Source organism: Pseudoduganella sp. UC29_71, assembly GCF_042693265.1.
Lineage (GTDB): Bacteria > Pseudomonadota > Gammaproteobacteria > Burkholderiales > Burkholderiaceae_D > Rugamonas.
Genome location: NZ_CP170549.1, coordinates 5,516,556 through 5,529,399, shown reverse-complemented (window position 1 = coordinate 5,529,399; position 12,844 = coordinate 5,516,556). Strand labels below are relative to the sequence as shown.

Annotated in this window: 11 protein-coding genes and 1 pseudogene; 7 read left to right on the top strand and 5 right to left on the bottom strand. The window is 67.0% G+C overall.

Annotated features, from left to right (window positions below):
• Positions 1 to 25: 25 nt before the first annotated feature.
• A pseudogene (locus ACFJI2_RS24620) lies at positions 26 to 718 on the bottom strand (response regulator); the annotation flags it as partial.
• Positions 719 to 882: 164 nt separating this feature from the next.
• Here ACFJI2_RS24620 and ACFJI2_RS24615 point away from each other — a divergent pair.
• Together ACFJI2_RS24615 and ACFJI2_RS24610 are read left to right on the top strand one after the other, a co-directional pair.
• On the top strand, positions 883 to 1,605 hold the full coding sequence (locus ACFJI2_RS24615) for a cytochrome c biogenesis CcdA family protein (RefSeq protein WP_377702298.1): 723 nt from the start codon (positions 883 to 885) through the stop codon (positions 1,603 to 1,605).
• A gap of 1 nt (position 1,606) precedes the next feature.
• Positions 1,607 to 2,125: a thioredoxin family protein gene (locus ACFJI2_RS24610; RefSeq protein ID WP_377702297.1), complete on the top strand. Its 519-nt coding sequence runs from the start codon at positions 1,607 to 1,609 to the stop codon at positions 2,123 to 2,125.
• Positions 2,126 to 2,241: 116 nt separating this feature from the next.
• Here the strand turns inward: ACFJI2_RS24610 and ACFJI2_RS24605 are convergent, their stop codons facing one another.
• The 4 genes from ACFJI2_RS24605 to purB all read right to left on the bottom strand — a co-directional run bounded on the left by ACFJI2_RS24605 (position 2,242) and on the right by purB (position 5,540).
• Positions 2,242 to 2,808 carry a YceI family protein gene (locus ACFJI2_RS24605; protein ID WP_377702296.1) on the bottom strand — a complete coding sequence of 189 codons (567 nt, stop codon included), beginning with the start codon at positions 2,806 to 2,808 and terminating at the stop codon, positions 2,242 to 2,244.
• 25 nt (positions 2,809 to 2,833) lie between these two features.
• A complete protein-coding gene (locus tag ACFJI2_RS24600) occupies positions 2,834 to 3,388 on the bottom strand; it encodes a YceI family protein (RefSeq protein WP_377702295.1) in 555 nt (184 codons plus the stop codon).
• Between the two features lie 24 nt (positions 3,389 to 3,412).
• A complete protein-coding gene (locus tag ACFJI2_RS24595) occupies positions 3,413 to 3,943 on the bottom strand; it encodes a cytochrome b (protein WP_132137691.1) in 531 nt (176 codons plus the stop codon).
• A 220-nt stretch (positions 3,944 to 4,163) separates the two neighbouring features.
• The gene (gene purB / locus ACFJI2_RS24590) at positions 4,164 to 5,540 is read right to left on the bottom strand and encodes an adenylosuccinate lyase (RefSeq protein ID WP_377702294.1); all 1,377 of its coding nucleotides are present in this window, start codon (positions 5,538 to 5,540) and stop codon (positions 4,164 to 4,166) included.
• A gap of 128 nt (positions 5,541 to 5,668) precedes the next feature.
• On the opposite strand from purB, the gene ACFJI2_RS24585 reads away from it, so the two are divergent.
• The 5 genes from ACFJI2_RS24585 to ACFJI2_RS24565 all read left to right on the top strand — a co-directional run bounded on the left by ACFJI2_RS24585 (position 5,669) and on the right by ACFJI2_RS24565 (position 12,824).
• Complete coding sequence (locus tag ACFJI2_RS24585; RefSeq protein ID WP_107873510.1) at positions 5,669 to 6,277, top strand: glutathione S-transferase N-terminal domain-containing protein; 609 nt, start codon at positions 5,669 to 5,671, stop codon at positions 6,275 to 6,277.
• A gap of 19 nt (positions 6,278 to 6,296) precedes the next feature.
• Positions 6,297 to 7,334 carry a LacI family DNA-binding transcriptional regulator gene (locus tag ACFJI2_RS24580; RefSeq protein WP_377702293.1) on the top strand — a complete coding sequence of 346 codons (1,038 nt, stop codon included), beginning with the start codon at positions 6,297 to 6,299 and terminating at the stop codon, positions 7,332 to 7,334.
• A 186-nt stretch (positions 7,335 to 7,520) separates the two neighbouring features.
• The gene (locus ACFJI2_RS24575; protein WP_377702292.1) at positions 7,521 to 9,872 is read left to right on the top strand and encodes a TonB-dependent receptor domain-containing protein; all 2,352 of its coding nucleotides are present in this window, start codon (positions 7,521 to 7,523) and stop codon (positions 9,870 to 9,872) included.
• Between the two features lie 25 nt (positions 9,873 to 9,897).
• Positions 9,898 to 11,829, top strand: a complete 1,932-nt coding sequence (locus ACFJI2_RS24570) for an alpha-amylase family protein (protein WP_377702291.1) — start codon at positions 9,898 to 9,900, stop codon at positions 11,827 to 11,829.
• A gap of 20 nt (positions 11,830 to 11,849) precedes the next feature.
• Entirely contained in the window at positions 11,850 to 12,824 is a 975-nt protein-coding gene (locus ACFJI2_RS24565) for a PfkB family carbohydrate kinase (protein WP_377702290.1), read from the top strand.
• The last annotated feature ends 20 nt before the right edge of the window (positions 12,825 to 12,844 follow it).

The following is a 12,844-nucleotide window of genomic DNA, read 5'->3' as shown; positions in this document are numbered from 1 at the left end:
TCACGGCGGCCGAGAACACATAGCCTTCGCTGCGCAGCGTCTTGATGTAGCGCGGCTCGCGCGCCACGTCCTTCAGCGTCTGGCGCAGGCGGCTCACCAGCAGGTCGATAGAGCGGTCGAAGGCGTCGGCCTGGCGGCCCTGGGTCAGGTTCAGCAGCTGGTCGCGCGTGAGCACGCGCTGCGGATGGTCGAGGAACACGCGCAGCAGCCGGTACTCGGCGCCGCTCAGCGCCACCATGGTGCCGTCGGCGTCGAGCAGGTGGCGCGCCACCGTGTCAAGCTTCCAGTCGCCGAAGCCCAGCACGTGGGCCGCCTCGGTCACCTGCATATTCTTGGGCAGCATGCGGGCGCGGCGCAGCACGGCGCGGATGCGCGCCAGCAACTCGCGCGAGGCAAAGGGCTTGGACAGGTAATCGTCCGCGCCCATCTCCAGGCCCACGATGCGGTCGGCCTCCTCGCTCAGCGCGGTCAGCATCAGCACCGGCACGGTGCGGTGCTTGCCGGCGCGCAGTTCGCGGCACAGCAGCAGGCCGTCCTCGCCGGGCAGCATCAGGTCCAGCACGATCAGGTCCGGCTCGCCCTGTTCCAGCACGGCGCGCATCTGGCGCCCGTTGGCGGCCAGCGACACGCGCATGCCGTTCTTTTCGAGGTAGGCAGCCAGCAGTTCGCGGATGCCGCGGTCGTCGTCGACGATGAGTACGTGGTCAGTATTTTCCATGCAGCCATGATAACCCAGGCGATTTGGGCTTTTGTATCCCTCTGTATCCCGTTCCGCGCCGTACACACTACATTGCAGCGCCGCCGTGCGGCGGACACAAGGGGGATACCTGGGGGCGGTCCAATGGAGGCTATCGAATCCACACAAGCACACGGAGCGCCGCCATGCACAACCTGATCGAAACGCCCTTGGCCCTGCTGGCCGGCGTGTTCACCATCGCCTCGCCCTGCGTGCTGCCGGTGATGCCCATCCTGCTGGGCAGCGCGGCGGGCTCCGGCGCCAGCACCAGCGCTACAACCCGTCCGCTGTACATCATCGCGGGCTTCATCATCACCTTCGCCTCCTTCGCCATGCTGCTGGGCGCGGTATCGTCGGCCGTGCACGCGGCGCAGGAAGCGCTGCGCAACACCGCCATCGCCATGCTGGCCATCTCCGGCCTGCTGCGCCTGTGGCCGCAGCCCTACGACTGGCTGGTGGCGCGCCTGCAGCAGCTGTTGCCCGGCATGGGGGCGGGCGCAGCGTCCGGCCCGCGCGACGGCAATCTCGGCGGCTTCGTGCTGGGCATGTCGCTGGGCGCCGTGTGGACGCCGTGCGCCGGCCCGGTGCTGGCCTCCATCCTGGCGCTGGTGGTGCGCTCGCAGGACTTGGGCTGGTCCGCGCTGCTGGTGACGCTATACGCCGTCGGCGCCGCCATCCCGATGCTGGCCATCATCTACGGCGGCCAGTACGCCACCGCCAGGGTGCGTGTGGTGGCGCGCCACGCCGCCCGCCTGCAGCAAGTGTTCGGCGTGCTGGTGATCGCCACCGCGCTGGCCATCTACCTGCAATACGACATCCTGGTTTACGCCCAACTGGCTTCCGTCTTCCCCACCCTGAAAGGACTCTGACATGAACATCCCACGCAAACTGGCCGCTGCCGCCGCCCTTGCCCTGGCCACCGGCGCCGCCGTCGCCGGCCCGCTGAAGAACCCCACCCCCGCCGCCGAATTCACCGGCATCGAAAAATGGCTCAACAGCGAGCCGCTGACGATGCAGCAGCTGCGCGGCAAGGTGGTGCTGGTGGACTTCTGGACCTACACCTGCATCAACTGCATCAACGTGCTGCCGCACGTGAAATCGTGGCACGAGAAATACAAGGACCAGGGCCTGGTAGTGGTGGGCGTGCACACCCCCGAGTTCCCCTTCGAGCGCAGCACCGGCAATGTGCAGACCGCCATCAAGCGCTTCGACATCCACTACCCGGTGGCGCAGGACAACCGCTACGCCACCTGGACCGCCTACAACAACCAGTACTGGCCGGCGCTATACCTGATCGACCGCAGCGGCAAAGTGGTCTACACCCACTTCGGCGAAGGCCAGTACGGCCAGACCGAGGCCGCCATCAAGGCCCTGCTGGCGCAAAAGTAGGGCGGGTAGGGCGGGTTAGCGCAGCGTAACCCGCCGCGCACGCACCGCGACACCCCAAAAAAAAAATCCCCCGTGGGCGAGTGCCGACGGGGGGGGCGGGCAGAAAGCGCTACAGCTTACTCAGCCTTGATCGCCTCCACCTGGATCGCCAGCTTCACGTCCGGCGAAAAGTTCGGCAAGCCATAGTTCAGGCCGAAGTCGCTGCGCTTGAATTCGGCGGTGGCATCGGCGCCGCACACCTCGCGCTTCAGGCGCGGATGCATGATGCACTTGAACTTGTTCACGCTCAGCGTGACCGGCTTGGTCACGCCCAGCAGCGTCAGGTTGCCTTCCACGCCCACCAGCTTGTCGCCGTCGAACTTCAGCGCCGTGCTCTTGTAGGTCACTTCAGGGAACTTCTCCACGTTGAACATCTCAGGCTTGCGCGCATGGGCGTTCATCGCTTCCAGCCCGAAGTCGATGGTCTTGGCGTCGATCACGATGTCCAGGCTGCCGGTCTTGCCGGCGCGGTCCAGGTTCACGGTGCCGGTGGTCTTGCCGAACTTGCCGCGCCAGACCGACAGGCCCATGTGGTCCGCTTCGAAGCTCGGGTAAGTGTGGTTCGGGTCGATGTTGAAGGTGTCGGCCATGGCCGAACCGGCGCTGGCTGCAACCAGGGCGGCGATCAAAAACTTGAATTTCATTGCGTCTCCGTAAAGGGGGTGGTGTTTACTGTGCTGCAACTACGTGAAACTTGATCGTAACATCATCGGCAACCATGCCGGTATCCTTCCACTCGCCTTCACCTATATTGAAGGCCAGACGCTTGATCGGCAGCGCGCCGTCGAAAATCTGGTTCTTGCCGTCGGCCTTCACGGTCAGCGGGAAGCTCACGTCGGCGGCCTTGCCCTTGATGGTCAGCTTGCCGGTAACGGTCAGCTTGCCGGGACCGGCGCTCTTGATGGCGGTGGAGGTGAAGGTGGCTTTCGGGAACTGGGCCGAGTTGAACCATTCCTTCTTGGCCACTTCCTTGTTCATGTCGGCGTCGCCCAGGTCCATGCTGGCGGTGTCGATTTCCACCGTGGCCTTGGACGATTCCGGCGCGGCCGCGTTGTAGTCGATGACGATGTTGTGCTTCTTGAATTTCGATTCGATCGGCACGTTCATCTGCTTGAAGGTGGCCGACACGGTGGACTTGGCCGCGTCGGTTTTCAGGACGGCGGCGCTGGCGGCCAGCGACAGGCCCAGCAGGGAAACGAGTACGGCGCGTTGCGTGGTGTTCATGGAAACTCCTGGGTGGTGGAAGGGTTAAAACTTCGGCAGCATGCGCTTGAGCACGTCGTCGCGGTCGATGAAATGGTGCTTCAGGGCGGCACCCGCATGGGCCAGCACGGCGGCGGCCATGGCCATGTTCAGCCAGTAATGGATGGGCTTGAAGAATTCCTTCAGCTCGGGCGTGCCTTCGAACAGGGCGGGGATCTGCCACAGGCCGAGGTAGACCACCGGCACGTTGGCGGCCGTGGTGTACAGGTAGCCCGAGACGGGCACGGCGAACATGAAGAAGTACAGTGCGTAGTGCATGGCGTCGGCGGCTTTGTGCTGCCACGCCGGCATGCCGGCCGGGGGCGGCGGCGGCACATTGGCCTTGCGCCACAGGATGCGCACGGCAGCGAGCAGCAGGACGGTCACGCCCATCCACTTGTGCCAGGAGTAGTACTTGAGCTTGGTGGGCGAGAAGCCTTTGATGTCCACCATCGTCAGCCCCAGGAAGAAGGCGGCGATGATCAGGACGGCGACCAGCCAGTGCAGCAGCATTGCGGTTTTGGAATAGCGTTGCATCGGCGTCTTTCAGAAATTAGTACGTGTTAGGACTAATATACCAAAGAAAACTGAAGCGTGCTTAAAACTGCCTTAGATCGGCGGGGGAGGGGTGTTAGCGGTGCTGTCGGCGGATGACGCGCTGTGCGCTAATCCGCCCTACGCCCAAGCCCAACGCCCAAGGTCTGCGCCGGGGCGTAGGGCGGGTTAGGCGGCACGCCGTAACCCGCCGTGCCTGCGTTTAGATGGCCTTGGCCAGCTTGTCGGCGATGCCGATGTAGTTGGACGGCGTCATGGCCAGCAGCAGGTCCTTGGCTTCCTGCGGGATCGCCAGGCCGGTGATGAAGTCGCGCAGCGCTTCCTTCGAGATGCCCTTGCCGCGGGTCAGCTCCTTGAGCTGCTCGTACGGGTTCTCGATGCCGTAGCGGCGCATCACGGTCTGCACCGGCTCGGCCAGCACTTCCCAGCTCGCGTCCAGGTCGGCCGCCAGGCGGGCCGGGTTGACTTCCAGCTTGTTCAGGCCGCGCAGGCAGCTGTCGTAGGCCAGCAGCGTGTAGCCCAGGCCCACGCCGATGTTGCGCAGCACGGTCGAGTCGGTCAGGTCGCGCTGCATGCGGGACACCGGCAGCTTCTCGGACAGGTGCTTGAGCACGGCGTTGGCCAGGCCCAGGTTGCCCTCCGAGTTCTCGAAGTCGATCGGGTTGACCTTGTGCGGCATGGTGGACGAACCGATTTCGCCGGCCTTCAGCTTCTGCTTGAAGTAGCCCAGCGACACGTAGGTCCAGATGTCGCGGTTCAGGTCCAGCAGGATGGTGTTGGCGCGCGCGAAGGCGTCAAACAGCTCGGCCATGTAGTCGTGCGGCTCGATCTGGATGGTGTACGGGTTGAACACCAGGCCCAGGCGCTGCTCGATGACCTGCTGCGAGAACGCAGCCCAGTCGAACGACGGGTAGGCCGACAGGTGGGCGTTGTAGTTGCCCACGGCGCCATTCATCTTGCCCAGGATTTCCACTTGCTCGATGCGCTTGACGGCGCGCTGCAGGCGGGCCACCACGTTGGCGAATTCCTTGCCCAGCGTAGTCGGCGAGGCGGTCTGGCCGTGGGTGCGCGACAGCATCGGCAGCGCGGCGTTGATGTGGGCGATTTCGGTCAGCTTGGCCACCAGGCCTTGCAGGGCCGGCACCATCACGCCGTCGCGCGCCGCTTTCAGCATCATGCCGTGCGAGGTGTTGTTGATGTCTTCCGAAGTGCAGGCGAAGTGGATGAACTCGGAGGCGGCCACCAGCTCGGGCACGTCCTTCACTTGCTCTTTCAGCCAGTATTCCACGGCTTTCACGTCGTGGTTGGTGACCGCTTCGATTTCCTTGATGCGGGCGGCATCGGCTTCCGTGAAGTTCGACACCAGCTTGTCCAGCAGCGCGGTGGCTTCGGCCGAGAACGGCTTGATCTCGGCGAACCCGGCTTGCGACAGCGCTTGCAGCCAGTTGATTTCGACTTTCACGCGGTTGTGCATGAAACCGGACTCGGACAGGATGGGGCGCAGCTTGTCGGTCTTGGAAGCGTAGCGGCCGTCGAGGGGAGACAGGGCCGACAGAGTGGAGTAGGGCGTAGTAGTCATGGAGGCGGGAAGCAAGTTAAAGAAGACGGAGCTAAAGAAGACGCAGCAGGCCGCCATTCTACCACCGCAGCGCCTTGGCCCGGATTGTCGATGTTATACTGCCAGCTACTTCTATCCTGTTGGCCTCTATGAAACTAATCGGTTCCCTCGCCAGTCCCTATGTACGCAAAGTCCGTGTTGTGTTGGCAGAAAAGAAGCTGGATTACCAGTTCGAGCTGGAAAACGTGTGGGTGTCGGAAACCCGCATCAATGAAGTCAATCCGCTCGGCAAGGTACCTTGCCTGATCATGGAAGACGGCCAGGCGATGATAGATTCGCGCGTCATGGTCGAATACCTCGATACGCTGACCCCGGTCTGCAAGCTGCTGCCGCCCAACGGCCGCGACCGCGCGGACATCAAGTGCTGGGAAGCCCTGGCGGACGGCGTGACCGACGCCGGCGTGCTGGTGCGCCTGGAGCGCACCCAGCGCCCGCCCGAGCAGCAGAGCGCGGAGTGGATCGCGCGCCAGCTGATGAAGGTGGACCTGGGCCTGGCCGAAATGGCGCGCAAGCTGGACGATACGCCGTACTGCGCCGGCATCCATTACACCTTGGCCGACGTGGCCGTGGGCTGCACCTTGGGCTGGCTGTCGTTCCGCTTCCCGGAAATCGACTGGCGCGGCGCGCACCCCAACCTGGCGCGCCTGTACGACAAGCTGTCCGAGCGGCCATCGTTCCGCGACACCGCGCCGCAGTAAGCGCCGGTCCCGCCTGCCCATGCCGCCCGTCAAACCCGAGGCGCCCAGCGCCCAGCAGCGCCGCCTGCAGATGGCCGACATCGCGCGGCTGGCGGGCGTGTCCACGTCCACCGTGTCGCGCGCGCTGGCGGGCAGCAAGCTGGTCAACGACGAAACGCGCCAGCGCGTCATGGAGCTGGCGCGCTCGCTCAACTACTCGATCAACATCGGCGCGCAGAACCTGCGCCTGAAGCAGAACCGCACCGTGGGCGTGGTGGTGCCGTACGACCCGGACACCCGCCAGCAGCTCACCGATCCCTTCTTCCTCGCCATGCTGGGCAGCCTGGCCGACGCGCTCACCGAGCAGGGCCTGGACATGCTGCTCACGCGGGTGGACGCCGGCACGCTGGACGCCGCCGCCCAGCCCTTCGACAGCGGCCGCGTGATCGGCGTGATCCTGATCGGCCAGTGGCGCCACCACGACCAGCTGAACCAGCTGGCGGCGCGCCGCGTGCCCATCGTGGTGTGGGGCGCGCAGCTGCCGCAGCAGCTCTATTGCACCGTCGGCGGCGACAACGTGGCCGGCGGCGCGCTGGCCACCGGCCATCTGCTGGCGCAGGGCCGCCGGCGCATCGCCTTCCTGGGCGACACCAATCTGCCCGAGGTGGCGCAGCGCTACCAGGGCTATTGCAACGCGCTGGCCGCGCAGGGGCGGCAAGCCGATCCGCAACTGATGGTGCCGGTGTCCTTCCTGCCGGGCGGGGGCGAAGAGGGCGTGCGCGAACTGCAGCGCAGGGGCGCCGGCTTCGACGGCCTGTTCGCCTGCAGCGATTTGCTGGCCATGGCAGCCATCAATACTTTGCGCGCCGCCGGGCGCAGCGTGCCGGACGACGTGGCCGTGGTGGGTTACGACGATATCGAGCTGGCTTCCTATTTCCATCCTCCGCTGAGCACGGTGCGCCAGCCGATAGCCGCCGCCGGGCGCGCCCTGGTCGGCGCGCTGCTGGCCCTGGCGGACGGCCATGACGCTGCCTCGCAGCAACTTCCCACCGAACTGGTGCGGCGCGCCAGCGCCTGACCTGCCCCTGCGCCGCAACAGCGGCGATGCAACCGTTTGCAATTAACTTCAGCCAGGCGTTTGCACGTTCTTTAAAAATTTATTGCAATCGATTGCAATAAATTTGGAACTGGTGAATAATGAGGCAACTGCACACCGCAGACCTGCCGCCAACGAATGCGGCGCCACCTAGAAGATCCAGGAGACATGATGCAAAACCAACCAGCCAAACTGGCTTGCATGGCCGCAGCCGTCGCAGCCGCACTGATGCACCTGAGCGCCGCCGCACAGTCCACCGCCACCGCCGCAGCCGTTCCCGAAGCCGCCGCCGCCGCCGAAGCAGCCCCTGCCGCTGCCGACGGCCTGAACATGGAGCGCGTGGTCGTCACCGGCACCGCGCGCGGCAGTTCCAAGATGAAGTCCAGCGTGTCCGTCAGCACCATGGACCCCGACACCATCGCCCTGACCGCGCCCACCAGCGCCGCCGAGGTGCTGCGCTCGGTGCCCGGCCTGCGCTCGGAATCGTCGGGCGGCGAGGGCAACGCCAACATCACCGTGCGCGGCGTGCCGATCTCGGCCGGCGGCTCGCGCTACGTGCAGATGCAGGAAGACGGCCTGCCCATCCTGCAATCGGGCGATTTCAACTTCATCACGCCGGACAGCTACGTGAAGATCGACGGCACGCTGGACCACCTGGAAGTGGTGCGCGGCGGCTCGGCCTCCACGCTGGCGAGCAATTCGCCGGGCGGCATCATCAACTTCATCAGCAAGACCGGCGAGAGCAAGGGCGGCAGCATCGGCATCTCGCGCGGCCTGGGCTACGACCAGACCCGCTACGACTTCAGCTACGGCGCCCCGCTCACCGACAAGACCCGCTTCTTCATCGGCGGCCACTACCGCACCGGCGAAGGCATCCGCCGCACCGGCATGAGCACGGAAGAGGGCGGCCAGGTCCGCGGCAACCTGACGCACGAATTCGAGCGCGGCTATATCCGCCTGTCCTTCAAGCACCTGGACGACAAGTCGCCCACCGCGCTGCCGGTGCCGGTGCAGGTCAACAACGGCCGCATCTCCGAGATCCCGGGCCTCGATCCGCGCACCGTCAGCTTCTACTCGCCGTACTGGGTGCGCGACGTGTCGCTGGACAAGGGCAATGGCCATGTATCGAGCAACGTCAACGACGGCCTGGCCGTGAAGAGCGACAGCTTCGGCATCGCCTTGTCGCTGGACCTGGGCAACGGCGTCACGCTGAGCGAGAACTTCCGCAAGAGCGACAACAGCGGCCGCTTCATCGGCGTGTTCCCATCCAATAACGGCACGACGGGCACCTACACCATCGCCACCGGACCGCAGAAGGGCCAGGCCTACAATGGCCGCGCCTTCAACGCCGTGGTGTTCAACACCTCCATCGACGACGCGGGCAACACGCTGAACGACGTCAAGCTGTCCAAGTCGCTGAACGTAGCCGGCGGCAAGCTGACCGGCACCGCGGGCCTGTACAACTCCCTGCAGCAGCTGGGCCTGACGTGGAACTTCAACGAGTACCTGATGCAGGCCAAGGCGGACAGCCCGGCGCTGCTGCAGACCGCCAGCACCGGTGCCAGCGCGACCCCCGGCCTGATCGGCCCTGCCTTCGGCGCCTGCTGCTCGCGCGCCGTGGACATGGAATACAAACTCACCTCGCCCTACGCCAACCTGGGCTGGGAAAGCGGCCCGGTGAACATCGACGCCAGCGTGCGCAAGGACAACCAGCGCGCCACCGGCACCGCCAACATCGCCAGCAGCGCCGGCAATGCGGGCCTGCGCTACGAGGCGGCCACGCAGCAACTGGTGAACTACAAGGTTGACCACACCTCCTACTCGGTGGGCGGCAACTACCAGCTGCAGCGCAACCTGGCGCTGTTCGCGCGCGTCAGCGACGGCGTGTCCTTCAACGCGGACCGCATCCTGTTCGGCAGCCCGCTGGACGGCAGTGCGCCGGTCAGCCTGAACACGGTCAAGCAGGTGGAAGGCGGCGTGAAGTGGCGCCAGGGCGGCGCCAGCGCCTTCCTCACGCTGTTCCAGGCCAAGACCAACGAAAGCAACTACGAGGCCACCACGCAGCTCAGCACCGCGAACCGCTATGAAGCCAAGGGCGCCGAACTGGAAGCGGCATGGAGCATGGGCGGCTTCCGCGTCAACGGCGGCCTGACCTACACGGACGCCGAAATCACCGGCACCGCGCCGGGCCAGGAAGCCGTGATCGGCCACACGCCGCGCCGCCAGGCCAAGGTGGTGTACCAGCTGGCGCCGAGCTATGAAATTGGCGACGTCACCTTCGGCGCCAGCATCATCGGCACCGGCCGCTCGTGGGCGGACGACGCCAACACCATCAACATGCCGGCCTATCGCGTGGTGCACGCCTTCGTGAAGTACCAGCTCAATCCGCAGACCGTGCTGTCGCTGACCGCCAACAACCTGTTCAACAAGCTGGGCTACACCGAGGTGGAAGGCGACGGCCACGCCGCGCGCGCCATCACCGGCCGCGCCGTCAAGGCCAGCCTGAGCTACAGCTTCTGACCCGCCCCGCAACCCGTAGAAGAAGATGATCAAGATGTCCCAGCCTTTGCAGTCTTTGCTGGCCGCCATGCCGGCGCTGCCCGCAGCGCGGCGCGCCGAGTTCGCGCGCCGCTACACCGAACAGGAGGCGGTGCTGCACCAGCGCCTGTCCGGCCTGTACGGCCAGCAGCCCGGCTTCGCGCAGTGGTATGCCGATCTGGCGGCGCAAGTGGGCCGCCTGGCGGCCGCGCGTCCGGCCGAGCTGCAAGCGCTGGACGAGCAGCGTCTGGCCCGGCCGGACTGGTTCCAGCACCAGTCCATGCTGGGCTACTGCGCCTACGCGGACCGCTTCGGCGGCACCCTGGCCGGCGTGGCCGAGCGCATTCCGCACCTGCGCGAGCTGGGCGTGCGCTACCTGCACTTGCTGCCCTTCCTGCGCCCGCGCGCCGGCGAGAACGACGGCGGCTTTGCCGTGGCCAGCTTTGACGACGTGGACCCCCGGCTGGGCGGCAACGCCGACCTGGACGCGCTGACCGCGCGGCTGCGCGCGGCCGGCATCAGCCTGTGCTCGGACTTCATCCTCAACCACGTGGCGGACGACCACCCGTGGGCGCGCGGCGCGCGCCATGGCGACCAGGCTCTGCGCGGCTACTTCCACGTGTTCCCGGACCGCAACATGCCGGACCGCTACGAGGCAACGCTGGGCCAGGTGTTCCCGCAGGTGGCGCCGGGCAATTTCAGCCGCGTGGACGAGATGGGCGGCTGGGTCTGGACTACCTTCTATCCCTACCAGTGGGACCTGAACTACGCCAACCCGGCGGTGTTCGCGGAAATGGCGGCGGCGCTGCTGCGGCTGGCCAACCGGGGCATCGAGGTGTTCCGGCTCGACTCCACGGCCTTCCTGTGGAAGCGCGAAGGCACCAACTGCATGAACCAGCCGGAGGCGCATGCGCTGCTGCAGGCGCTGCGCGCCATCGTCGCCATCGCCGCGCCGGGCGTGCTGCTGAAGGCCGAAGCCATCGTGCCGACGCGCGAGCTGCCCGCCTATTTCGGCGACGCGGCCGCGCCGGAATGCCACATCGCCTATCACAGCAGCTTGATGGCGGCCGGGTGGGGCGCACTGGCCGAGCAGGATGCATCGTTGCTGCGCGCCGTGCTGGCCCGCACGCCCGAGCTGCCGCCGCACACCTCGTGGCTGAGCTACGTGCGCTGCCATGACGACATCGGCTGGAACGTGCTGCGCGCCGAGGCCGGCGAAGACGGCGGCGCGGACGCTGGGCCGGAACGCGCCCGCGCGCGGCTGGCCGCGATTGCCAACTTCTACAGCGGTTCGGCAGGCGCCTATGCGGACGGCGCGCTGCCCGACGGCGCCGCCTTCCAGAGCAGCGACCCGACCGCCGCGCACGGCAGCAACGGCATGGCCGCCTCGCTGGCCGGCCTGACAGCGCCAGCCCAGCAGCACGCTGCGCTGCGCCGCGCGCTGCTGCTGCACGGCCTGGCCCTGAGCGCCGGTGCGTTGCCCGTGCTGTACATGGGCGACGAACTGGCCCAGCGCAATGACAGCAGCTACCGCGACCGCCCCGAACACGCCATGGACAGCCGCTGGCTGCAGCGCCCCGTCTTCGACGACCACGCTTTCGCGCAGCGCCACGACCCCGCCACGCCCGCCGGCGAGATGTACGGCGGCCTGCGCGCCCTGCTGGCCGCGAGAACCCGGCTGGACGCGCTGGCGGCGGGCGCGCCGCGCAGCGTGCTGCCCTCCGCCCCCGCCGTGCTGGCGCTGGCGCGCGGGCCGCGCTTCCTGGCGCTGTTCAATTTCTCCGGCGCCGCGCAACAGCACCCGCTGCCCCCGCATGGCAACCCGGGCAGCCCCGCCAGCCCCGGCAGCGCCTGGCGCGACAGCTTGACAGGCCAGGCCCGCTCGGGTGTAGTGGAGCTCGCGCCCTGGTCCATGCTATGGCTGGAGGCCGCGCCATGAACAACGCAGAAGGAGCAGCAATGAAGCAAGCACGCGGGGCCGCAACTGCCGTCGTATTCGGCGAAGCACTGGTAGACGATTTCGGCGACCTGCAAGTGGTCGGCGGCGCCCCGTTCAACGTGGCGCGCAATCTGGCCGGCTTCGGCATGCCGCCGCTGATGGTCACCCGCATCGGCGACGACGCCAACGGCGCCCGCATGCGCAACGAATTCCAGCGCTTCGGCATGAGCGAAGCAGCGTTGCAGACCGGCGCTGGCGAACCCACCGGCCGCGTGCAAGTCGAACGCACCGGCGACGGCAGCCACCGCTTCCACATCCTGCCGGAGCAGGCCTACGACCGCGTGCAGCCGGACGCCATGCTGGCCGCGCTGGCCGCCTGGACTGGGCAGCAAGCGGCCGCCGCGCCAGTCCCCGCCGCCGTCTACTTCGGCACCCTGGCCCAGCGCACGCCGCAAGGCCGCGCGGCCCTGCAAGCCCTGCTGCGAGCCAGCAAGGCGCCGCGCTACCTCGACCTGAACCTGCGCGACGGCCAGTTCACCGAAGCCACCGTGTTCGATTCGCTGTGCCAGGCCGACACGCTCAAGGTCAACGAGGAAGAACTGGTGCAGCTGTTCGACTGGTATGCCCACATCAGCCCCGGCACCGCCGACATGGACAGCCTGGACGTGCGCCTGGCGTGCGCCGAACTGATTACCAAGTTTTCGCTGGCCAGCATCATCGTCACGCTCGGCCCGCGCGGCGCGGTGCACTACGGCGCCGGCGGCGAAGTCACCGCCAGCGGCCCGGCAGCAGTGCCGCGCATGGTGGACACCGTGGGCGCGGGCGACGCCTTCTCCGCCGTCTACCTGTACGGCAGCGCGCAATGCTGGCCGCTCGCGCTCACCATGGCGCGCGCCAACGCCTTTGCCGGCGCCATCTGCGGCATCGCCGGCGCCGTCCCGCAGGACACGGCCTTCTACCAATCCTGGATCGCGCGCTGGCACAGCGCCGCCTGAGATCCCACTCGAACCCCAAC

Bases quoted from the DNA above. Each gene is read 5' to 3' on its own strand.
- ACFJI2_RS24615 (WP_377702298.1), top strand. From the start codon at position 883: ATGCACAACCTGATCGAAACGCCCTTGGCCCTGCTGGCCGGCGTGTTC.
- ACFJI2_RS24575 (WP_377702292.1), top strand. From the start codon at position 7,521: ATGATGCAAAACCAACCAGCCAAACTGGCTTGCATGGCCGCAGCCGTC.
- ACFJI2_RS24565 (WP_377702290.1), top strand. From the start codon at position 11,850: ATGAAGCAAGCACGCGGGGCCGCAACTGCCGTCGTATTCGGCGAAGCA.
- ACFJI2_RS24610 (WP_377702297.1), top strand. From the start codon at position 1,607: ATGAACATCCCACGCAAACTGGCCGCTGCCGCCGCCCTTGCCCTGGCC.
- ACFJI2_RS24595 (WP_132137691.1), bottom strand. From the start codon at position 3,943: ATGCAACGCTATTCCAAAACCGCAATGCTGCTGCACTGGCTGGTCGCC.
- ACFJI2_RS24580 (WP_377702293.1), top strand. From the start codon at position 6,297: ATGCCGCCCGTCAAACCCGAGGCGCCCAGCGCCCAGCAGCGCCGCCTG.
- ACFJI2_RS24585 (WP_107873510.1), top strand. From the start codon at position 5,669: ATGAAACTAATCGGTTCCCTCGCCAGTCCCTATGTACGCAAAGTCCGT.
- ACFJI2_RS24570 (WP_377702291.1), top strand. From the start codon at position 9,898: ATGATCAAGATGTCCCAGCCTTTGCAGTCTTTGCTGGCCGCCATGCCG.
- ACFJI2_RS24605 (WP_377702296.1), bottom strand. From the start codon at position 2,808: ATGAAATTCAAGTTTTTGATCGCCGCCCTGGTTGCAGCCAGCGCCGGT.
- ACFJI2_RS24600 (WP_377702295.1), bottom strand. From the start codon at position 3,388: ATGAACACCACGCAACGCGCCGTACTCGTTTCCCTGCTGGGCCTGTCG.
- purB (WP_377702294.1), bottom strand. From the start codon at position 5,540: ATGACTACTACGCCCTACTCCACTCTGTCGGCCCTGTCTCCCCTCGAC.